Source organism: Paenibacillus larvae subsp. larvae (assembly GCF_002003265.1).
GTDB lineage: Bacteria > Bacillota > Bacilli > Paenibacillales > NBRC-103111 > Paenibacillus_H > Paenibacillus_H larvae.
Window position 1 is genome coordinate 3,137,759 of record NZ_CP019687.1, and the last position, 23,355, is coordinate 3,161,113.

A 23,355-nucleotide genomic window follows, 5' to 3' on the forward strand; every position below is an offset into this window, starting at 1 on the left:
ATAACTTTTTTCCGGTCAGTTGAATAGCCGATGGCTGTTCTGGAACGGTATCCTCCAAGAGAGGATGCATCCAAGGAAAATGATGCGGTCTTTCCGTTTTCAACGAGAATAGTATGCCCCCGATCATCATTTTAAAATCAGACGCACTATAACCTTTGCAGCTGTCCTGCCCCACAATATCATAGTCTGCCTTTATCGGATCTCCTTGCTTCAAATGAGTACGGACGTAATCGGCCGCGCTTCCGCCGAAGTAACGGGCTCCCGGGAAACCACCTGCATTTTCTTCTATTCTATTAGACTCATAGTTATACAGTGACTAAAGTCCTGAAATTATGGCTTTATCCTATTTATATCGGCAAAAATAGTCATATAAAAAAGATTCACCCAGCTTGGAGTGAATCTTTTTTTATTATTTAGATAGGATTATAGTCCTGCTTCTTTTTTCAGCAAATCGGCTTTATCCGTACGTTCCCATGGAAGATCTACATCGGTACGTCCAAAATGGCCGTATGCGGCAGTTTGGCGGTAAATCGGACGGCGCAGATCCAGCTCCTTGATAATACCTGCCGGACGAAGGTCGAAGTGCTTGCGGATCAGCTTTACGAGCTTCTCTTCACTCACTTTGCCTGTACCGAATGTGTCTACATTAATAGACACCGGTCTGGCTACACCGATAGCGTAGGCCAATTGAACTTCACATTTGTCCGCCAGTCCGGCTGCAACAATGTTCTTAGCCACGTAGCGAGCCGCGTAAGCACCGGAACGGTCCACCTTAGTCGGGTCCTTACCGGAGAACGCACCACCGCCATGGCGGGCATAACCACCGTATGTGTCGACAATAATTTTACGTCCGGTCAAACCGGCATCCCCTTGAGGACCTCCAATTACGAAACGGCCTGTCGGGTTAATGAAATATTTGGTTTCCGTATCCAAAAACTGTTCAGGCACAATCGGCTTGATGACATGCTCATGGATATCGGCTTGAATTTGCTCTAAAGTAACATCTTCCGCATGTTGGGTAGAGACAACAATGGTGTCAACCCGAACCGGCTTATCTCCCTCGTACTCTACAGTAACCTGAGTTTTTCCGTCGGGGCGAAGATAAGGCAGTGTTCCGTTCTTTCTCACTTCCGTCAAGCGGCGTGCGAGTTGATGGGAAATGGAAATAGGCAGCGGCATCAGTTCAGGAGTCTCATTAACGGCAAAACCAAACATGAGCCCCTGGTCTCCGGCTCCGATTGCCTCAATCTCATCATCTGTCATTTGCCCTTCTCTTGCTTCCAGTGCCTGATTCACGCCCTGGGCAATGTCCGGGGACTGTTCGTTCAGTGATACAAGTACCGAGCAGGTCTGAGAGTCAAAACCATACTTTGCCCGTGTGTATCCTATATCTTTGATGGTTTGTCTGGCGATGGCTTGAATGTCCACATATTCGGAACGGGACGTAATCTCTCCGATAACCAGTACCAATCCAGTTGCAACCGATACTTCACAAGCTACACGTGCGTTCGGGTCGTTAGCTAAAAACGCGTCCAGGACAGAATCCGAAATTTGGTCACAGATCTTATCCGGATGACCCTCTGTCACAGATTCAGATGTAAACAAACGACGACCGTGTGTAAGTGCCATGTCATCAACCTCCTAATTGCCTATAATATGTAGAACTTCGTTCAGTGCTACACAAGAACGGCAAAGCCGCCTTCCTGTTGAAGGCCCGAATTTTGCAAAAGGTGTTATCAAAAAATGAACCTTTTCCCTGATCGGAAAAGGTTTTTGTCAGTGACCTTCTGGAGTAATAGTACTTGATTTGTCCATTAATGTCAATTAAAAAGAAGCGATGAATTCACAGGGTAAACAAGGTTTCTTCCGCTTTCCGTATTAGCCTTTGGGTAATCGTTCCGCCTACTGCTCCGGCATCTCTGGATGTAATATGTCCCCAGTAATCTTCTTTTGTCGAAGACAGCGATACGGAGCCCAATTCAGAAGCAAATTCCGCGTCGGCATTCCCATAAAATCCCGGCTTATTCTTTCCCACCGGAAGCCCCAACTCCGCGGCAATTTCATACTTGAGCGCATCTAAAGCCTGATGCGACTCGGGAACCACTTTTTGATTTCGGGCCATACATAAAAACCTCCTTCTTGTGGTATGCCATTAGTATGCATCCAGTCCCGGGAGGCCAATCTGTAGAGTTTTTGTTAGGGCGGGTAAATTTTGTTTTGGGACTGGGGTATAAAGCGTAATGTCCCAGCACAATTTATTTATAAATAGAAAATATATCGGTACTGCAGAAAACTTTGTCCATTAAAAGTACCATGAATAGAAAAAAGAACCCATTCTTTATAAAGAACGAGTTCTTTAGTTTAAAAATTAAAGGTTTTTAACAAGATTACCAGCATCTTCTGCAGCTTTTACAGCTTTTGCAACTTCTGCTTTTACAGCATCGACTGTTGTAGCTTTTTCATAAGCAATTTTTGCTTCAGATACTTTCGTTGCTTCTTTTTCTACTTGTCTGAAAATAGCACTTTTAGCATCAAGTTCCTTTTTAGCGGCCTCTTTTTGTTCCGGTATAGCTTCATCGTATGCTTTTTGGGCATCTTTTACTGCGTTATCAGCTTTTTCACTTGATTCATTAACACTTTTCTCCGCATTTTCAATTTTGGTCATCGCTGCTGCTTTTGCTTTTTCAAGTTCTGCTGCATGGGATTTCACATTTACTTCCATCAAGGAATTTGTAGTGATTGTTTGTTCGGGCTCATTATTTAATTCCACGGTAACTTCAGTAATTAAGATGCTAGCTGTTCCGTCTGCTTTCAACTCAGCTTTTTTTGCTCCGTCTTTAGCTGAAGCTACTACTTCTGAGTTGTCAGAGAAAAACTTAAGAGATTGAATTTTTGCATTTTCAATAGAAACTCCGTCTTTAACAATCTCAAATGCAGTTCTATTTTCTGCATTAAGAGTTTCAATTAAATCTTTACTTTCCTTAACTGTAATTGCGTCTTTAATACGGTTGAATCCATATACAGCTTTAACTTCTGTATTAATTACTTTGAAAGATTCAGTTGCTACAGTTAATGTGCCTACTTTTACGGTTAACGTATAGGTTTCACCAGCTGTAAGGTTTTTAGCTTCGATTTTGTTATTATTTACCTCTTTCTCCACTTCTTTACCATCTTTATCTGTAACAGTATATTCTGCTTTAACATCAGCTACTGCCTTGACTCCATTTTCGTCATAACCTGCTACATTCAAAGTCATTTGGTCAATATTTTCGTTGTCTTTTCCTTTATATTGATCCAGTTCTTTTACAAAACCTTCAAGTTTATAGGATGCAACAGCACCTGGTTGTTTCACTTCGACCGTTACGGTACGGGTAATATCCCCAAGTTTTACTTCAACTGTTGTTGCACCGGAGTTAACTGCTTCAATTACAAGATTTTTATTTTTATCAAGGTCAGCTTTAGCAACGTTAGTGTCTTTGGAAATAGCAGCTAATTCATCTTTCTTGAATTCATTTCCATACTGGTCTTTTACTACAATGTTAACCGTTTCTGTAGGAGCTGCCGTAGAGATTAGAATGGAAGACTTATCCAATTCTATGGTTTTAGCTACTGCCTTAGCACCCACTTCAAATGAAACAACTTGGTCTACCGCTCCTACCTTGACACGGACATCTACTTTTCCAGGTTTAATAGGAGTAATAGCACCAGTGCTGCGGTCTACAAGAGCTACATCTTTATTTAGAGACTCAAACCTTGCACCTTGAGTAGTAGCTTCTTTGCCGAATTTGTCTTTAACCTGAATTTGAATGAACTGGTCCGACTTATCTTCGGTTATAAACGTATTTGGAGAATCGAAATCCGCAGAACCTTTAGCAGCAATTGTAAATTTATCAAGCGTTACAGCTTCAGTTCCCTCAGCTACAACACGAATTTGTTTAGACAGGACTTTGGAACCGTCTTTTTTGGTAGCTTCAGCTTGAACAAACACTACATCATCTTTAGCAAGGGTGATCTTGTTATCGACAATAACATCGGGTTTAGTAGAGTTGAGTGTAACCTTTGTTGATGCCGTAATATCAACTCCGTTAGCATCCAATACCTTATATTCGATTGGGGTTGGGGAGTCAACAGGAACTGTCATGTCATTAAGAACGATAGAACTTACTTCTGTAATCGCAACTTTGAATTCACCTTTGGCTACTGAAGATCCGGATTTCAGCTCGATTGTAAAATCTTTGTTATTAGGCAGATCGTTGAAGAAAGTCAAGGTTGCAACTTGTTTGTTTTCATCCCATTTTACTGCCTGAACATATTGACGCTCGCCGTCTTTTTGCTTAACTACGATGTTTTCGCGTGTTACATCACCAATGGATTTATTCAATTTTACTTCAGCTGTTTTTTCGTTAAGCATGGTTACGCTGTTAACAGCAGCTTCTCCAATAGTTGCTACAAGGTCAACCTGAGCCGATTTGTTTTCACCGTTATAAGCAACCAGAGAATATAGTAGTATCTCCTGTAGGAAGCTTATCAGTAGTATAAGAGAAAGTTCCATCTTCTTTCACTTGTACTTCTTTGGTTGTGTCGCCAACTGTTACTTTAACCGTTATGGCATTTTTAGCTGTACCTGTTACAGTGGCTGTATCATCGCTATTTACTGTTACCTTGGCACCTTCAATAACGATTTGCTGATAGTTCTTTTCAAAAACAGGATAAGTGCTTGTTACAAGCATGTAACGGTTAACAAGCTGTTGACCATTGAACATACCGTTGGTATCGTTGTTCATAATTCCTTTTTCAACAGCAACTTTTACGTAACCTTGTGCCCAGTCGGATACGGAAGGGTCACTACCTGTAGCTGCTTCAGCTTCATCTTTAAAGCCCAGGCCTTTCACGAGAAGAGTAGCTAATTCTTCTTTGGTCAGGGTTTTATCCGGACGGTAGGTTCCGTCTTCGTAACCTGCGGCAATGCCGTTATCTTTAGCAGCTTCAATGTAAGGAAGGGCATAACCGTTGGCAGGATCTTCCTTGCTCACATCGGAGAAACTGGATTTCTCAAGGGAAGTATCCACTTTCAGTTTGAATACATCAGCAGCAACCCTTGCAAATTGGGCACGGTTAGTTGCTTCGTACAGGCCAAAGTAGTCGGAAGTCAGACCGTGCAGAATGTTTGCATCGATCATTGCAGCAAATTTTGCTTTATCTTTTGCACTCAGATCTTTTAAATCTTTAAAATCATCAATTTTCGCACCAAACGCTACGGAAGAAAACATGGATAATGCCATAGCGCTGGAAACAATTACGGATAAACTTTTCTTCATAACCTTTTTTTCTCCTCCTCGGGATTGTTTCTCGTTTTGGGTATTATTGGAAATAGCGGAGCCCATATTCCTCATCTGCCGATTCACCCCCCTTCCAGAGTTCAGAGCTTCAATATTGGCTAACCAAAGTACTAGATTTGGATAAGAATCTAGTGATTTTTAACTAAACCAGATGAAATTAGACCTAAAACTATCCCTCACATTATACAATGACTATCCTAGTCCGTAAAGGATATTTTCGACAATATCTTGTTTATTGTGGGTCATCTTGGTTCTTCCATAGTATTAGACGCAAGTTTTTTAAAAAAGTTGCTCGAAATTCAAAAAAAATGATCGATTTTTTTCATTTTGTATATTTTTGTAAAAAGTTGCTGAGCAACATATTTAATTATTTCATTTTATTATCCTTAATATACCAAACTTATATGAAGGCACACCCAATTTTGCAAATAAGGTGTGCCCAACCTGTAAAAACATTATTTCGGTACTTTGTTTTGCTGTTTCATGACGTTATTAGCTACGGCACCTGCTTCTGCCCGGGTCATCGTTTCCAGCGGGTCAAAACGGAACGTTTCTTTCTTGTCTCCGGGAAGCATTACATTCGGTTTACCCGAGATCAGTTTGCTCTTCGCAATGGCTTCAACACTGGTTCTCGCATAGTAATCGATCTCATTGGCATCCGTAAACATCTTCTGCAAACTTGCCAAAACTTTATCCGGATCATTGTTTATCTTAGCGTTGGACGCCTTGGCAATCATAATGGCAGCATCCTGGCGGGTCAGCAATCCGTCAGGACTAAAACGGTTGCCTCCCGTACCCCGGACAATACCGACACGGGCCGCGGTTTCAATGTACTTGTAATCGTAAACGTCCGTTTCGGAAGGGTCCCGCTTAGGCACATCGTAGAAGGTTGGAGCGCCATCATAATCCAGCGGAATTTCAAAGATCTTCACCAGCATGGATACAAACTCACCGCGCGTTACGGATTCATTCGGTCCAAAGGAATACGGAGATGTATTCTTCATAATGCCCTTGGAGAACAGCATATCCAGGATATCTCTTGCCCATGGGTGTCCGGTAATATCATCAAATCCTTTGCCCATATACATGACCTGATAATATCCAAATTTATCGAAAGGAACCGTAATCGTCTTGGACTTGGTATCCACGACTCCGCCCAGGTTCACCCATTTGCGGTCGGTCATGGAGTCATAACGTTCGTACGTATCAAAGTAGAAAACGGTAATGTACTTCCAGGCATCATCCCGGATGTTTTTGTTGTATTTCAGGGTTAAAGTTCCCCGTTTTGTCGGTACTACGGTATCTTCTACATTTCTGGAGAAATAAGCCGCATCCCCATCATAAGGGTCTTGTCCCCGGCCTTTCAATCCTTTTTCCAGGTATTCCTGCTTGTCCTCTTTAGGACCTCTCTCTCCGATCACACCGCTATCGATTATATACAAGTCACTGGCCGGGCTGAAGGAGTCCGTTAAGGACTTGTTCATAATCAGGGATCTTGCGTAATCGTTCGGTGCATGATCCATTTTATCGACGCGGCCATCTTCCGAATCGGCGATACCGAAGAACAGCTTGCGTTCATTTGTGATGAACTGTTCATGCTCGGAGGTTGGTTTATACCGCATCAGATTGGTATCTTTATCAAATTTAAGCTTGATATTATTGTCAAACACATTCAGGTTCGTTTTCAGGTCAGTTAAGTACTGGGCACCCTGTACAGGCGTATTGGTATTGTACAGGACGAAAGAACCGTTCACTTTATCCTTGCCGCGGTTGACAGTGAATTTAATCGTATTCTTGCCGGCCTTCAGATCTCTGGCTTCGAACTTAAACAGGTTCGGATTAGCCGGATTTTTGGCAATCGTATCTTTATTGTACGTAATGCTGTCCGCACCTTCGGCTTCAATCTCAATCTGATAAAAATTGCTGTTGATGTTAGCCTGTAGTTCTTTGTTGCTGTTGTAAGTGAGCAGAGGTTTCTTAATTACGAATGCCGAATTTTGGCGGGCGATCGTTATCGTTTTTGTCACCGTGACGTTTCCGCTGTTTACCAGCTGGAATTCGATAATCGTTTCCCCGTTAGCAGCCAGCTTGATTTCATTGGTATAGAAATCACTGCCTGACTGCAGATTGCTTGTAAAATAGTTCCCTGCCTCTGAAGTCTGGCTTACGGTATTGATCACATCGTTTCCGCTGATCGCAGCCGTGCCGCCTTTCACAGGAATCTGCATATACTCTGAGGAGCCCCCGTTTTTGTAACGGACTTTCATAGTCAGGGTACCGTTCTTTTCAAGGGCATACTTTCCTTTGAATTTCACGGTTTTCTGGTTCGTTACATAAGAGTCCGGATATTGTCCGGGACTGAATACATTATCATCCGCATCCGGTGCAAAGGAAGTAATCAACGGAGCATCATTGGATACCAGGATGACATTGTGCGTGGAGGTTGTAATTTTGCGTCCGTCCACATAGATATTGAATTTGATTTCATTTTTGCCTTCATGGAAAAAGTCATCGATGGTTACATTAGGATCATTTTTCCCGTATTGCTTAACAAACTCATTCAAGTCTGCTTTAAATGTCCATGTGTCTTTGTCCACGTTCAGGCGGATCATTTTATCATTCAGATACATCTCTACGTAGTTATTCGTTCCGCTCGGATCGAAATTCACCACTTTCCCCGAGATGCAGTAAGCTTGTCCGTCACACTGAAGCTCTTTCGGGTCGCCGATAACGATTCCCGTATTGCCCGGACTGGTGATCTGGTGAGCAATAATGTACGGAGCATTGTTGATCTGGATACTGTACTTCTTGAATCCGGAGTTGTTCGGATTACCGGAACCGTCAATCGGAGTAAGCGTTAATTCTTTCAGGCCGTCCGTCAGATTGTCCAGAGTGTAAACAAATTTGTCGCCTTGCTTGGTCAGCTCGGTCTCTTTACCGTCCACAACAGCTTTCACTTTAGCTGTGTTGGCATTGGCGTAGATATTCAGCTTTACCGGAAGCTCATTGATTTCGTTCGTACTGGTTTCACTTAAGGAAACTTCAATATCTTCCTTGGTCTTGGAATTTTGGCCTATTACCATTTTTACATCGGTGATATAGGCGAGCTTCCCATCAACATAATTAAAGTTATAGGTGGAATCGATTTTAGGCAGACGGTTGGAACTGTCTGCAAAACTAAAGTTCACGGCTTGCGGATTGGCTTTTTCATTCCATTTGGCCGCATCTACTGTAACCTTTACATCAAAGACGGCATATTCCCCGGAACGGGAGAGGCTGCTGTTCTTCGTAAAAGTAACACCAGGCAGATTTACGGCAGAAGGATCGTTAAAGTTCAATCCGTCAGCAATAAGCAGACCGTTCAGGGAAATACTTCCCTTATCGTATTTCAGAGCCGTTCCAGTATCATAATCCACTTTCAGGCTTGCGCTGAATGTTATGTCTTTCTTATCAAAAGTCGGAGTATCCACCAATTTGGCCGTTTTCCCGCCTGCTGTTGCACTTACATTAAAGGCAAACGGTTTCCCGTTGTCATACACAAAGCTTTTGGTTGTATAGTAAGAATTGGAGGCATTTTCGGAGACAAAATTAAGCTTGTTGTCCCCTGGGCGCAGACAAAGATCCCCTGAAGAATCACAAGCATACTTCGTCTTGTCATCCGCACGGAAATAGACGTTGCCGTCACGGCGGTTGATGACGCCTATTTTTACCTTGCCGCTGCCCTCGACATTCGCTTTTACCGTATCGGCATTGCTGACTTTGGCTTTAATATCCACAGCCGTAACGCCGGCTTTCAGGTTATTGCGGTTGCCGGGGTACATTTTACCTTCAACCATCTCTTCATTATTGATTTTGAAGTCGGTCAGGTTTGTGGTCGGAGTATAGGTAATCCATCCCGGTGCAGAGACCAGTTTGTTGGTATCTCCCATAATCACTACCACTTTGTTAAGTCCTTCGGTCAATGTTACGTTATCAAACGTAATTTCGTTCGGTCCTATCTTGGAAGGCTTAACGGTATTCACCACAGTAGTTTTACCTGTAGACATATTTGTCAGTTCGTAATAAATGGTACTGATCTGTGACTCACTGATATCCTGAATACTTGCTTTGATCTGAACCGGATTCTTGGTTACCCTTGTGACTTGATTCTCGTTCGTCGGCTTCCCGTCTGTCGTGTCCGTATACATGTTCAAAATCTTGATGGTCGGAGCGGCAGAAGCCGGCAGAGCGGGAAGGAGGGATAACATCAAGGCCAGGATCATCGTCAAGTGGATCAGCTTACGAAATTTCCTGTTCACTACACTTCCTCCTTGTGCAAATAAATATCGTGAATGGCAAAATTTTACGAAAATCTGAACGATCACGTACTTTTGATATCGGCACTTAGACCCAAAATTTTTAGCGGGCTAGGAAAAAAAGCATAAAAAATCCTACCCTCTGGGAGGATAGGACTTGAATTTGTATGAATATAATAGAAATTATTTCGGTAATCTGCTGTTTAAAGAATCTTTCATTCTCATTTTTTGCAATAGACCCAACACCGGCTTGCGGCTCTTGCTGATAATTCCGATAGCTTCGGCTCCTACAATCAGGATCACGCTCAGTACGACTACTCCTGCCACAGCCCACCATTGACCTACCTGGTTGAACAGAATCGCACACCCGCCGAAGAAAAGAGCAATTCCGTAAATTATCAGCACCGTAGTTCGATGTGAAAAACCAAGCTGGAGCAAACAGTGATGCAAGTGATTCTTGTCGGCAACTGAAATCGGCTTTTTATTCACATAACGCCGTACAATGGCGAAGAATGTGTCTGATAGCGGCACACCCAGAATCAGGATCGGGGTAAGCAGCGACAATACCGCGGCCTGCTTGAAGCCCATGATCGATAATGTAGCTAAGGCATAGCCCAGGAAAAGCGCTCCCGAGTCACCCATAAAGATTTTGGCCGGATGGAAGTTGTAGAACAGAAATCCTACAATACTTCCAAGCAGGATAACAGAGAATAGGACGACCGTTGGTTCCGGCATCATGATGGCCAGGACCATCATAGTAGCTGTCGCAATTCCCGACACCCCGGCAGAAAGTCCGTCCAGTCCGTCAATGAGGTTAATAGCATTCGATACACCGATGATCCAAATGATCGTCAGAGGAATGCTGATGACATTCGGGATTACCCATTCACTGCCCGTAAAAGGAATCTTAACTACGTCGATTTGAAGACCGGACACTACCACCATAATTGCCGCGATAAGCTGTCCCAGAAGCTTCATCTTCGGAGACAGTTCGAAGCGGTCATCCAGCGCTCCTGTTAATACAATGACGAAACCGCCAAGCAGCATAGGAATCGTTGCCTCAGTATGAAAGGCGCCAATTACGGGAGAAATAACACAATAAGCTCCGACAAATGCAATAAAGATAGCAAGGCCTCCGAGGCGCGGCATAATCCTCGTATGTACCTTACGATGATTGGGCGCGTCCACTGCTCCTACCCAAAAAGCGAATTTCTTCACCAGCGGTGTAAGCAGCAGGGCAAACAGGCACGCTACAATAAACCCTATAACATTGAATGCATACATTTTTTTCTTTCACAACCCCTCTTTGTCTGCAGTTCCACTCCATTCCTGCCGACAAAATTATACTTCGAGATGCTCGGAAAACACCATGATTGTTTTCACCTGAAAACAGACAGATTTAGTCCATTTCCCCAGGTTATATAATGATTTCACCATTTTTCTTTCTCTCTAATAATTTGATGTACTTGTCTATTCCCTTCAACAAATATCCGAACATGAAGAAGGCCATCGTAAACTCCGTCTATCGCCCATTATAGCAGTTTTATAAAAGATTGCCTACTTTGCGAGAAATGCGGCAATCTGCTTTGCCGGTTCATGCGATTCTTCTTTAAGCTTTTGAATGGCGGCTGTTTTCTTCTCTACCCAGGTTTTGCGGTTTTGCAGCAATTCCAATGCTTCCCGGACTACCTTGCCCGGGTTGAAAGCAGCTGTAGATGCGGCTACTTGCATGCCAAGGCGGTTCAGGAAATGATCGATCTTCGGATCATATGAAATGCCAATCATCGGCACGTACTGCGAAGCGGCATAGATCAGCGAGTGAAGCCGCATGCCGATGAGAAGATCACAGGCGCTTACTTCGGCCAACATGTCCTGCGGATGCGTGATGCCCGCGACAATTGCCGCTGGCCCGCGGGCTTCCGGGCTCAGCCGTTCCATCACGTACTCCGATGCTTCCGTATCGGAAGGCAGGTGGAACGGCAGAAACCGCAGCTTTATACCTGTCTCAGCGTGCAGCTGCCCCAGCGCCCCGGCCAGGGCCTCCAGCTCGGACCGATCCTGATTCCAAAAGCGTACCGAAACTCCAACAATCGGTACTTCTTCACGGGAGCCAGGACCTGTTTCAGTCCGGAGGGGCAGCCCCATGACCGGGTCGGGCACAACGGCTATACGCTCCGCCGGAAGGCGCATCTCGCCGAGCAGTTGTGCTGATTCCCGGTCGCGCACAGAGATGTAAGCACATCTGTCCAATGTGGAACGAATCCAATTGTAAAATTTATGGTTATGAACCGGCCCCACTCCTTGTGAATAGACAAACACCGGTTTATTCTGCCATTGGGCCAGCTTAATGATGGCCAGATAATAAGGAATGGTCTTGGAACTCGTTGCATCCTGCAGCAAACTGCCTCCCCCGCTGATTAAACCGTCACTCGACCGGAGGGCATTCCATACCTGAACCGGCTTCATACGGTGGAAAGCTTCCACACCGTACATTTTACTGGTCTGTTCCGGATTTGCCGAAAGAACAACCGGATGAATCGGAATACCCCAGACCTCCCCCTGCTGCTTCAACGCAAGCAGGATAGATTGAAGAACAGCCTCATCTCCGCTATTGCCAAAGCCATAATAACCTGACAAGACTAATCTTTTAGCTTCGGCGCCCATTTCTTCCAGCTCCCTAATACAATTTCGCAGCACCCGACCAATATCAGTCCGATTATAATACCAAATACCAATCCGATGCCAACCCGGATACCTGAAATCATCAGAGGGGTATGCAGATGCGCAAAAGTATCCACGATGGAAAGCTGTCCAATAACCCCTACAATGAACAAGTAGACGGCATGCTTATAACGCACCGCCAAATAGGCTCCCAGGATGAACAAAGGGTGGGCCAGCAGAAACTCTTTGTTCCGCGGGCGAACGCCGATCGTATTTTCCAGGAACGCACGGAACGTCCGCTCGATTCCGGAAACTTGGCCTTCATTCCCCGTCCGGGACAGGTAGTACATAGCAGCAACGCCGGCAATAGCAGCAACAGCTACCCACAATACATTGATATTGAAGGCAAGCATACCTTTCATCCGGTCAATTTTACCGCGGAAACTCAAGTCTTCGCTAAAGAACAGGAGATAAAGCGCCACGATAGCAATCGGCAGAAGATGAAGCAAGCCTACACCGCGGAATTGCTCTAGCAGCAGATAATATACAATGCTGTTCAGCAAGGCCACTACATACAGAATTCCGATTGCTGAAATCAAGGTTGATTTAATCAGTGTCCATATGGCAAAACCTACAGCGGATTTTGATTTGGCAACCTGTCCCGTACGTACTGAACGTATGGCGACCATAACAGCCAAACTCGGGGCGCTGACCGCCGTACCAAGAGCCATAACCATCGAATAGATATGGTTAGATAATACATTCAGCCCTAATGTCCCGATCAAGCCGATGACAAACACCGCTAGTGCGGACCAAGGGAAGAAATAGGAAACCAAAAGGGTGATCAGGCTCACTCCTCCAAGTAATACGAGCAAGCTGCAGATCGTCCGGCCGATTCCATCAAAGGTATTGTTGATAAAGGCATGGGCTTTATCCATCTTAAACCCGTCATGTTCAATCCGCTTAATAGCCCCGTCCTTGCCGGTAAGCGTTTTGTACAAGTTGTCCAGCGGATCTTTGATCGTACCGTTATCTATATTCCGCACCGGTTTCGCATGCAGGAATACCATCCGGATGTTTCTGTCCTTTACGGCAAGCACGAACCGGTCAGCAACGGTCTGGATATTGTCTTTCATTTTAGCGTACGGTACATTTTCCATTAATTTTTCACTGTCTTTCTCGGAGAAAGAATGTAACCGTACCACGTTATAGTTTGTTTCTTTGGCGATAGTATCGAAGCCTTTAGGCTGTTCTTTCACAATAATCTCGACAGTAGCCGTACCCATGTGATATTTGTTCATAAGCTTGGCCATCGTTTCGAGATTATTCTTATTTTCCCCGCCTTTTGCAGAATCATAACCCGGCATGGATTCGCCATCTACTACAATGCGGCTAACCCCATACCCGGATAAATCCTTAAGGAGAGCATCCATCTTTTTCTCATCAAAAGGACGTTTGTTGGAAAGGCGGGCCACAATATTGAAGCCTTCGTCTTTCAACATTTTAAGTGTTATCGGATCAGGGTCCATCGGTTTGAGATTAGCTTCGTCCTGGCTCATTTGGATAACCAGACCGGGCTGATTTTTGAAGCTCCACGGTTTTGTCTGGACGTTATATGCAGCAAACGTTTCTTTAATCATCGGTTCGAGCTGCTTTTGGGTATCGGCGTCCTTAAACAAAATGTAAGTGAAATTTTCATCAGGTTTTACCGGGGTTTGGGTAAGTGTTGCCGCTTCTTTCGAAGTGAATTGTTCAATACGGCGGCTTTCCCTAAGTTCCGGCAAGGTTGCTTCATATACGGCTAAAGAATGTATGCCATTTTGCTTCATTTTTTTCAGCTGGTCCTGCACGAATTGTTCCGGATTCGTACGAAGATCAGCAATATCCAAAAGATTCCGGTAGTCAAATACAAACTCTACCTGTTTTGCAGAAGATTCGGTCTCATACCTCACATAGGCAAGCGGCAAAGAGGCAAGCAGTCCGATGATGACGAACCACCATAGGCACTTACGCAATACGGTGTTTCCTTTTTTATACCATTGAACCAAACTATTCACTCCATTCTGTCCACCCATTTGAAAACCTCTCTAACAACGGCAAGTTCTTAGAGAGGTTCGCTGTTGCAGTCTACGCATTCACTCTGTCAAGCACAAAACTTGTAAGACGCTCTACCTGTTCAGCAGCTTGGGGAGCGGAAGTACCTTTCACTGCTATATAGAATTTAATTTTGGGTTCGGTCCCGGACGGACGCAAACAGAACCAGGACCCATCCTCCAGCTTGAATTTTAATACATTCTCTTGCGGAAGTCCATTAATGCCCCGGCTGTAGTCTTCCATATCGGTTACTTTTACATCCGCGGCTTTTAACGGAGGATTTGTCCTCCATTCTTCCATCAAGCGGTTGATTTGTTCAACCCCGTCTTTTCCCTTGAATGTCCTCGACTCCAGCCTTTCCAGAAAATATCCGTACGATGCATATAGTTCTTCCAATACATCATACAGCGTTTTCCCCTGGCTTTTATAAAAAGCGGCCGCTTCACAGATTAGCATGGATGCCACAACGGCATCTTTATCCCTTGCATAAGTACCCGCGAGATATCCATAGCTTTCTTCATAGCCAAAGACATAGGTATATTCCTTTGTACGTTCGAATTCGGTCATTTTTTCGCCTATGTACTTGAATCCGGTCAGTGTATTCAGGGTTGACAAACCGTAATGTTTAGCAATTTCTGCCCCCATCTCACTCGTTACGATCGTGTTAATCAATACACCATTCGCCGGGAGGGTGCCTTTTTCTTTCATACTCCGAAACAGGTAATCCGCCAGGATAGCCCCGGATTGGTTTCCGGTCAGGACAATATAATCGCCCTTCCTGTTTTTTATAACAGCACCCATCCTGTCTGCATCCGGATCGGTCCCTATAATAATATCCGCATCCCATTCTTTTGCTTCCTTTAGCGCCAGTGTGAAAGCGGCCCGTTCTTCCGGGTTCGGTGATTTTACTGTAAGAAAGTCGGGGTCCGGTTTTTCCTGTTCTGCTACAACTCTGACCTGGTCAAAACCAATGGTTTTCAGTGCTTTACGGACAGGTATGTTGCCGGTACCATGTAAAGGTGTATAAATGATCCGGAAATCCGGGCTGATCTGCCTGATTACCTCCGGATGCTGGCAGAGAGATGTCACAGCTTGAATAAAATGCTGATCTATCTGTTCTCCGATCCACTCAAGCAATCCTCTGGATTCGGCTTCTTCCCGGGAAAGTTTCTTCACTTTATCGAACCGGTCCACTTTCTTCACCTGGGCCAAAACCAGTTCCGCATATTTCGGCACAAGCTGGCCTCCGTCCGCCCCGTATGCTTTATATCCATTATATTCAGGAGGATTGTGGCTTGCTGTGATGACAATCCCCGCAGAAGCTTTCAGTTTTCGGACGGCAAAAGAGAGCTCCGGCGTCGGGCGAAGAGATTCAAAAACGAAAGCTTTTATCCCGTTCCCGGCAAATACCAGGGCCGTTTCCAATGCAAATTCCGGTGAACAATGGCGGGAATCATAAGCGATGACCGCGGATATCGATTCCCCTGCCGTTTCCAGCAAATATTGGGCTAATCCCTGGGTAGTACGTCCTACTGTATAAATATTCATCCGGTTCGTTCCGGCTCCAACCACACCGCGGAGGCCGCCAGTACCAAATTCGAGATCCTTATAAAAGCGGTCTTCAATCTCCTTCTCATTGCCTTTCAGACCTTCCAGTTCCCGTTTTGTTTCCGGGTCAACGGAAGGGGCATTCAGCCACAATTGATAATTCTCTTCGATACAGTTCATGTCTTACCCTGCCCCCTTACTTCTGAAATGGTTTCCTTAGGTTATTCCGGATCGGTCAATGCAAACATTAGCTCCCCTTCAAGCACAACATTGTCTCCCACTTTTGCGGTTCCTTTTCCTTTGCCGAAGCTCCCTCTCATGCGGGTCAGTTCCAGCTCAAGGGTCAACGTATCCCCAGGTACAACCTGCTGGCGGATGCGTACATGATCAATACCGGCAAAAAGAGCAATTTTTCCCTTGTTGGCTTCGGATTTTAAAATGGCCACTGCCCCTACTTGGGCGAGTGCTTCAATAATCAACACGCCCGGCATAACCGGATAGTCCGGAAAATGACCCGTAAAGAAAGGTTCATTCATGGTCACGTTTTTTATTCCTAAAGCCCTTTTTCCCTCTTCCACTTCCAAAATACGGTCCACCAATAAAAACGGCGGACGGTGAGGAATGATTTCTTGAATTTGTTTAATGTCCAGCACGGAAAAATCCCCTTTCACACCTGTATAAAATGACTTCAGACAACTTACACTAGTACTATCCCTTCACTTTCTGCAGAGGTGAAGGTTTATATAAGGGAGCTTATTTACGGTTATGATGATGATCATCCTCCGTAAACAAGCTCTTTTTTTTCCAAAAAAAGTTCATCCTAGCTTAGTTTACTTTCTTCTCCCTGATTAATGGTTACAAATTGGAAAGCATACAGAATCGAGGTTATATACGAAACTATGATGACAAACCAAAGGTATGGGATGGCTAGCGGGATTTCAAAGATAACCAGCAGAATGGCAATGTAGAACAGGACCGTCGTCAGCTTTCCCATTATATTGGCAGGAACCGTCTTTTTGCCCCTGAAGTGAAAAAAGGCCGAGCAGACAATCATGCCGATGTCCCGGAAGAAAATAGCTGCTGCCGCCGTCCAGGGAACTCTCCCTGATAAAACAAGGGAGATGATGACTGTTATCATCATCAATTTATCCGCCAAGGGGTCCAACATTACTCCCACCTGGGTAACCTGCCCCCTGGATCTGGCCATCCGCCCGTCAATAATATCCGTTAACCCTGCAAGAAGGAGAATAATAAATGAAGTTTTAATATAACCCAGATAGAACACGTACATATAGGCAGGAATGAGGAAGAAACGGCTCAGGGTCAGTGTATTAGGTAAATTCACTCTTTTCCTCCTCTCTGCCCGTATCAGCTTGTATTTTAATCATTATACCCTTCCTGTTTATAAAAATAAAACTCCCTTTCGGGAGCGATTCAGTTATTTCTGATAGATTAAATCGAAGATATGCTTCCATGTGCCGATGTGGAATATTTCTGATGCCGGCTGCTTGCCTATCACAGAATACCCAATCCATAAACCGATAAATAAGACCAGGATGCATAATAGCGGTATACGCAGGATTTTTAGGGTTTTGACAGCAATCCGGGAAGCAGTGGAGCGTTGTCCGGCCGGTTTCTTATCTTTCGGCAACTTAGCATCTTCAGGCTCTTCGTATGTTTCATTCTCTGTGGTATGCGCTATAACAACAGGAATCTGGGACTCCAATTCGGATGCTTGGTCCTGTTTCAGAATCTTATCCTCTTTAGGTCGTCTTGGGGAAGAAAGTGTATGCTCTTTTTCGGTTTCTGCCGAAGCAATCCTATTCTCACTGGTTGACTCCAACGGGCAGGATTCCGGCAAAGCCCGAAACTCTCCCGCCCCGTTAGCCTGTTCCTCCATCGGCTCATTATCCCGTTCGTTCCGTTTTTTATTCAGTTCTCGTTCAGCCGATGGCTGATTATTATGCTCCGGCATGGGAGTCTCCTCACTTTCTGACATTAGCCGCGGAGGTTGTTCGCCAAGCCCATCATAGAATCGGACGAGGTAACAGCCCTCGAGCTAAGCTGGAACGCCCGCTGCACATTAATCAGCTCGGTCATTTCATCCGACAGATTGACATTGGATTGTTCCAGATAACCCTGCATTACTTTTAGCTTACCCTGTTCCTGGACCGTCAATCCGGCCGCATCTCTTAAGGCTTGTCCCTTTTCAATGCCCGCCTTTAGAGTGTAGAGATTTTCACCCACTGCTTCCAGCAGTTGGGGGCGCTCAATTTGAACAACGCGGATCCGCCCTACCTGAACAGGACGGGCTCCTGTCTCACTATAAGCCACAACATTCCCCTGTTCATCAATCTTCGGCTGGGTATTCGGCGGCAGAATAATCGGTTCCCCATTTAAACCGGATACGTAATGTCCGTCTTTAGTGGTTAGAGCCAACCCCTGGTTACCCGGCATAACACTAAGCTGGAAAGATCCGCTTTTTGTCCAGTAAGGTTTTCCATCCACCAGGATTTCGAACATACCATCCCCTTGGACCATCAAGTCGAGGGAATTTTGGGTATTCTCAACCGGGCCCTGTGTGAAGTCTGAGCTAATCTGGGAGAGCCGGGCCCCCCACCCGAGTTGAAGCCCGGAAGGAGTCATTCTTCCCGGCAGCTGGAATTTCTCCGGCTGGTTCTTAACACTCTTCAGGATTTCCTGAAAGCTGGCGTCTTTTCTTTTGTAACCTACCGTATTGATGTTTGCAATGTTATTTGCCAAAATATCCAACTTCTGCTGGAGTCCGTTCATCGATACAGAGGCGTTGATCATCGAATGGTTCATTATGTATTCCTCCTATGGATAATCCTTCCACAGATGCCGTACTAGATCCGTCCAACCTCATTCACGGTTTTTTCCAGGCTTTTATCATAGAATTGAACCATTTTCTGATTGGCTTCGTACGCTCTTAAAGCCGACATCATATCCACCATCACCTGGGTAGGATCGACGTTTGACTGTTCAACAAATCCCTGCCTGATCATGACATTATCACCAGGCTGAACATCTTCCGCTAATGCCTGATCCTCCTGATTCAGGTAATAAAGGCCGTTTCCTTCATGCATGAGCTTATGGGGATCGGATACCTTTGCAAGACCAATTCTTACAGGCTCCTCATTGGCATTCATGTAGGGATATCCGTTTTCGTCCAGGATATTTCCTTCATTACTTACCTGTACTGACTTGATCGGCTCGTTGGTGAGCAAATTAATCAGTTGCATAGGTCTTCTGTTATTGTCAAGCACCCTTAATCCTTCAGCGTTGACCAGAAAGCCGTTGCCGTCCACATGAAATTTCCCATTAGACGTATACCGGATCTCGCCGGCCTGATTTTCTACCATAAAATAGGCCTGGGGTTTATAAATGGTCTCCCCATCCTCATTAACATAAATACCGGCTCCGTTAAATGCTGCTCCCGGCACCTGAAGATCTGACACAATCGCAAAATCGAACGGATTCCGGGTCTCCTCAATAACTCCTTGAACCGGTATGGCCACATTTTCCTCCATAAGCACACCGGTATGCAGGCGGCCTACCTGCTGCGTTCCTGTTTCATCATCACGGAAACGTGAAATAAGCATTTCCGGGAAAGACCGGGATAAGGCCGTACTTTGTTTATACCCCGGTGTGTTCATGTTCGCAATATTATTCGTTGCCGTATCGTGTTTGCGCTGCTGTGCGATCATTCCGGAAGAAGCCGTATACAATCCCCTTAACATAGCGGATTCACCTCTAGAATAGTTTTCGTTTGGTTACTTTATCGAGGTTATCCAGCATGATGCCGGTTCCTTTGACCACGCAGTGCATCGGATCTTCAGCTACAAGAACAGGCACTTTTAGCTCGTCCACCAGCAATTGATCCAGCCCGTGCAGAAGCGCACCGCCGCCGGTCAAAATAACACCTCTATCTATTATATCGGCAGAAAGTTCCGGAGGTGTACGTTCCAATACACTTTTTGCTGCAGAAACAATCGTGGCCACCGAATCCCACAATGCTTCCTGAATCTCTCCCGAACGAATAGTAATCGTTTGGGGAAGCCCGGATACCATATCTCTCCCGCGGATATCCATCTGCTCGTCCCGTCCGTCCGGATATACCGTCCCGATCTGGATTTTGATATCCTCCGCCGTCCGCTCCCCAATCAGCAGCTTATACTTGGATTTGATATAACGGATAATTTCCATATCAAATTTGTCACCAGCGACTTTAATAGAGGAGGAGGTGACGATATCACCCATGGATAATACGGCAACATCCGTCGTTCCTCCGCCAATATCCACCACCATATTTCCGCTCGGTTGATAGATGTCCATGCCTGCACCGATAGCCGCGGCTTTAGGTTCTTCTTCCAGATATACGTCTTTGGCGCCACAGCGTTCAGCAGCCTGGCGAATGGCTTTCTGTTCAACAGACGTAATGTTTGTAGGGGCGCAGATCAGAATGCGCGGGCGGGAAAACATGCTTTTCCCTCCTACTTTGTTGATAAAGTACTTCAGCATCACTTCCGTGATATCAAAATCTGCGATGACGCCATCTTTTAGAGGACGGATAGCGGTAATGTTCCCCGGTGTCCGTCCTACCATTTTCCTTGCGTCTTCTCCTACTGCCAACACTCGCTTAGACTCGCTTTCAATCGCTACGACGGATGGCTCGTTTACCACAACGCCGCGTCCTTTTACATGAATGAGCACATTCGCTGTTCCCAAGTCAATTCCAATGTCCTTGCTTAACATGAACACAAATCCTCCCTAAACTAACCGTCCACTCAAAAAGAAGCGGTGCCTCTATCAAATATTATTTTTACTCATTATAAGCTAAATTCGTTGAGAAAAACAAAAAACCTCTTTTTTTTGTGTACATTTCGACAAGATTTAACAGGAGGAGGAGTAAGTACAAATTTTACAGCTTGACGGGAACTAACGGTTCTGCCGGCTTGTTGTTTTTCGTCTTCCGGTATTTGATCTTGGTAGCTTCCCCTCCTCTAAGGTGCCGAATGGACTTATGGTACTCCAGGATATGTTTAACCTGGTTGGCCAGCTCCGGGTTGATTTCCGGCAGTCTTTCCGTCAAATCTTTGTGCACCGTACTTTTGGAGACTCCAAATTCCTTGGCAATGGTGCGAACCGTACTCCTGGTCTCAACGATACAGGTGCCAATCTTAATGGTTCGCTCTTTGATGTAATCGTGCACTCCCCTCGCCTCCCTACTCAAGATAGTTTGGTACATTATATGAGTGGGTAGGGCTAATATTCTTTGTTTCCAAGCCTGACAAGCTGTTTTAGGGACATTTATTTTAGAAAAGGATTTTGAAATCCCCCCGGATAAGCCTGAATAAGTCCTGTTTTTCCGCAAAGAAAAAAAGCAGCCGGATCAACCGGTCTGCCTCCCTTTTCGGGCTCAAAGTTGATGAATTATTGTTTTCCCAGATACTTCTCGGGGTTGAGCACAGCTCCGCCCTCTCCCTGACGAACTTCAAAGTGAAGGTGAATGCCTTCGTCCTTCTCCAGCTCATTGCGGCCGGCATTGGCAATTACATCGCCTTTCTTCACTTCGGCTCCTTTGGCCACTTTTATATCCACCAGGCTCTGATATACCGTTACGATACCGTTATTGTGGGTGATTTCCACAAAATTGCCGGCTACCGGGCTCTTATCCACATTCGTCACTTTTCCGCTCATGGCAGCTACGACTTCAAATTCTTTTTTGTCATTCTTCTGCAAATCCCAACCGACATGCGGTGTTAAAGTTTCACCGTATTCAATCATGGCAGCCTGTTTGGATTCACCCGAAGCATTGCTGTCAAAGAACGGCAGGGTTACGGTAAAATCATTACGGTCTTTCACCGGCCATTGCATCGTTTCTTCTTTTCCGTTAACAGCTACGGCATCTCCTTTGTTTGCTGCATCGTTAACCGGTTTATCAGTCTGTGTCACGCTAGTATTTTCTTTCGCAGACTTTTGGCTCACACCCTGATAGACCCACATTAACGTTAAGATAATTGCCGCCGCTGCCACGTAGGTTGCAGGAAATACCCATCGTTTTGACAGGAATTTTTTCCATGAAGAACTTGTCTTTTCAGGCGTCCCTATTGCTTGTTTTGGCGCCTCTTCAGTTGATTGAACTTCTCTTTTTTGGTCACTCATATGGTTATCACCTCAGTAACCATTGTTGACAGGAAAGAGAGTTTTATACATTAGATCTAAAAGATTCTATTTCAGGCCAAGAGAGGCTAAAAGACTACCTGTCTTTCCTACCTCTACTCCCTTGTAATAGTACTTGACGATTTCTTCCGCCTTCTTGCCTTCCTTGGCCATACCGTCTGCCCCGTATTGGCTCATTCCTACCCCATGTCCGAATCCGTATGTGGTTATCTCCACTTCAGTCCCTTTCCAGGCCCATTCAAACTGGGAGGACTTCAGCCCGAGCTTTTCCCTCACTTCTTTTCCGCTGAATGTTTTCCCGCCTATTCTGACCGATTTCACCCGGTGCCCCTCCGTCTGTTCCAAAACTTTCATTCCAAGCTTCCCCTCATCCTGAGTAATGTGTGAGACGCCCAATTTAGCCTCCAGGTCCTTCATAGGGAAGGAGACCGTCGTTTTATACTTGGGAGATAATTGAACATCCCAGGGGCTCTCTACGCTTCTTAAATAGGGGGCCGGTGTATTCCAATAATCTTCTGAGTTTTCCGTATACCCATTGCTGGTAGAAAAAAAGAAAGCTTCTATAGGCTTGTTGTTATACAGTAGAATCTCACCTTTTGTTTCGTTTACAGCCCGCTGCAATTTTTCCATGTTGGCTTTATAAACAGCTTCATCCTTCCATTTGTTTTTAAGATCCTGCTGGCTAAGGTAAGCCTGATGTGTGACTGTATCGGTTACCCAGGCATTTTCGACGGGAACATTACTGAAATCCCGGGCGGCTATTCTTCTCGTTATATACGTTCTGGCTGCAAGCGCCTGGGCCTTGAGTGCCTCGAGTTCGAATTCAATGGGCATCTCAGCGGCTACAACCCCCATCACATATTGTTCCATAGGGATTTGTTCGACCTGTTTTGTTTTTGACAAATAGACCGGGATAACTACTTCATCTTCCTGGACAGTGATAGGTTGGGCTTTGGTAGAATTCTCTACCGGGGCAATCTTGTCTACCAGCAGCCCGGGTATACCCAGCATCAACAATAATAGGGCAAGCGCCCCTGCCGCTAGAGCCGCTATTCCCTTCTTATCGGTCCTGGCTGATTTACGCCGTCTTCTGTCTACTTTCTTCCGGTACATAGTTTTCTGCATGATTTCCTCCGTTAGACAAAGATTATTGCCTGGAATACTACCAAGTCTATGAGAAAAAAAGAGAAAATAGACCCGGAACTGACTTCCCG

The 23,355-nt window shown here is 45.1% G+C and carries 18 protein-coding genes; all 18 read right to left on the reverse strand.

The annotated features are described in order from the left end of the window. Positions 1 to 423: 423 nt before the first annotated feature. A complete protein-coding gene (metK, locus tag BXP28_RS16320) occupies positions 424 to 1,629 on the reverse strand; it encodes a methionine adenosyltransferase (RefSeq protein ID WP_077585137.1) in 1,206 nt (401 codons plus the stop codon). 214 nt (positions 1,630 to 1,843) lie between these two features. Beyond that, complete coding sequence (locus BXP28_RS16325) at positions 1,844 to 2,122, reverse strand: alpha/beta-type small acid-soluble spore protein (protein ID WP_024092895.1); 279 nt, start codon at positions 2,120 to 2,122, stop codon at positions 1,844 to 1,846. Positions 2,123 to 2,368: 246 nt separating this feature from the next. Then, positions 2,369 to 4,552, reverse strand: a complete 2,184-nt coding sequence (locus BXP28_RS16330) for a hypothetical protein (RefSeq protein WP_036655725.1) — start codon at positions 4,550 to 4,552, stop codon at positions 2,369 to 2,371. Further along, a complete protein-coding gene (locus BXP28_RS16335; protein WP_158673672.1) occupies positions 4,482 to 5,318 on the reverse strand; it encodes an S-layer homology domain-containing protein in 837 nt (278 codons plus the stop codon). Before BXP28_RS16335 ends, BXP28_RS16330 begins: the two co-directional genes overlap by 71 nt. Positions 5,319 to 5,794: 476 nt before the next feature. Continuing rightward, positions 5,795 to 9,637 carry an S-layer homology domain-containing protein gene (locus tag BXP28_RS16340; protein WP_040932168.1) on the reverse strand — a complete coding sequence of 1,281 codons (3,843 nt, stop codon included), beginning with the start codon at positions 9,635 to 9,637 and terminating at the stop codon, positions 5,795 to 5,797. A 180-nt stretch (positions 9,638 to 9,817) separates the two neighbouring features. Then, on the reverse strand, positions 9,818 to 10,918 hold the full coding sequence (locus BXP28_RS16345) for a glycosyltransferase family 4 protein (RefSeq protein ID WP_023484008.1): 1,101 nt from the start codon (positions 10,916 to 10,918) through the stop codon (positions 9,818 to 9,820). Between the two features lie 273 nt (positions 10,919 to 11,191). Beyond that, positions 11,192 to 12,298, reverse strand: coding sequence for a polysaccharide pyruvyl transferase CsaB (gene csaB, locus BXP28_RS16350; protein WP_036655721.1), 1,107 nt, complete (start codon positions 12,296 to 12,298; stop codon positions 11,192 to 11,194). Next, on the reverse strand, positions 12,274 to 14,370 hold the full coding sequence (locus BXP28_RS16355; protein ID WP_023484010.1) for a DUF5693 family protein: 2,097 nt from the start codon (positions 14,368 to 14,370) through the stop codon (positions 12,274 to 12,276). Before BXP28_RS16355 ends, csaB begins: the two co-directional genes overlap by 25 nt. Before the next feature lie 52 nt (positions 14,371 to 14,422). Continuing rightward, positions 14,423 to 16,117, reverse strand: a complete 1,695-nt coding sequence (locus tag BXP28_RS16360) for a phospho-sugar mutase (RefSeq protein WP_023484011.1) — start codon at positions 16,115 to 16,117, stop codon at positions 14,423 to 14,425. A 41-nt stretch (positions 16,118 to 16,158) separates the two neighbouring features. Beyond that, on the reverse strand, positions 16,159 to 16,590 hold the full coding sequence (fabZ, locus tag BXP28_RS16365) for a 3-hydroxyacyl-ACP dehydratase FabZ (protein WP_024092887.1): 432 nt from the start codon (positions 16,588 to 16,590) through the stop codon (positions 16,159 to 16,161). Between the two features lie 167 nt (positions 16,591 to 16,757). Beyond that, entirely contained in the window at positions 16,758 to 17,282 is a 525-nt protein-coding gene (locus BXP28_RS16370; protein WP_024092886.1) for a CDP-alcohol phosphatidyltransferase family protein, read from the reverse strand. A 93-nt stretch (positions 17,283 to 17,375) separates the two neighbouring features. Next, positions 17,376 to 17,912, reverse strand: coding sequence for a DNA-directed RNA polymerase subunit beta (locus tag BXP28_RS16375; RefSeq protein WP_023484014.1), 537 nt, complete (start codon positions 17,910 to 17,912; stop codon positions 17,376 to 17,378). Positions 17,913 to 17,935: 23 nt separating this feature from the next. After that, the gene (locus tag BXP28_RS16380; protein WP_036655719.1) at positions 17,936 to 18,763 is read right to left on the reverse strand and encodes a flagellar hook-basal body protein; all 828 of its coding nucleotides are present in this window, start codon (positions 18,761 to 18,763) and stop codon (positions 17,936 to 17,938) included. 41 nt (positions 18,764 to 18,804) lie between these two features. Continuing rightward, a complete protein-coding gene (locus BXP28_RS16385) occupies positions 18,805 to 19,698 on the reverse strand; it encodes a flagellar hook-basal body protein (RefSeq protein WP_023484016.1) in 894 nt (297 codons plus the stop codon). 13 nt (positions 19,699 to 19,711) lie between these two features. Then, positions 19,712 to 20,713, reverse strand: a complete 1,002-nt coding sequence (locus BXP28_RS16390; RefSeq protein ID WP_023484017.1) for a rod shape-determining protein — start codon at positions 20,711 to 20,713, stop codon at positions 19,712 to 19,714. Between the two features lie 166 nt (positions 20,714 to 20,879). Continuing rightward, positions 20,880 to 21,170, reverse strand: coding sequence for a sporulation transcriptional regulator SpoIIID (spoIIID, locus tag BXP28_RS16395; protein ID WP_023484018.1), 291 nt, complete (start codon positions 21,168 to 21,170; stop codon positions 20,880 to 20,882). Between the two features lie 221 nt (positions 21,171 to 21,391). Continuing rightward, positions 21,392 to 22,123 carry a M23 family metallopeptidase gene (locus tag BXP28_RS16400; protein WP_036655715.1) on the reverse strand — a complete coding sequence of 244 codons (732 nt, stop codon included), beginning with the start codon at positions 22,121 to 22,123 and terminating at the stop codon, positions 21,392 to 21,394. A 66-nt stretch (positions 22,124 to 22,189) separates the two neighbouring features. Next, positions 22,190 to 23,266, reverse strand: a complete 1,077-nt coding sequence (gene spoIID, locus BXP28_RS16405) for a stage II sporulation protein D (protein WP_024092880.1) — start codon at positions 23,264 to 23,266, stop codon at positions 22,190 to 22,192. Between the last annotated feature and the right edge of the window lie 89 nt (positions 23,267 to 23,355).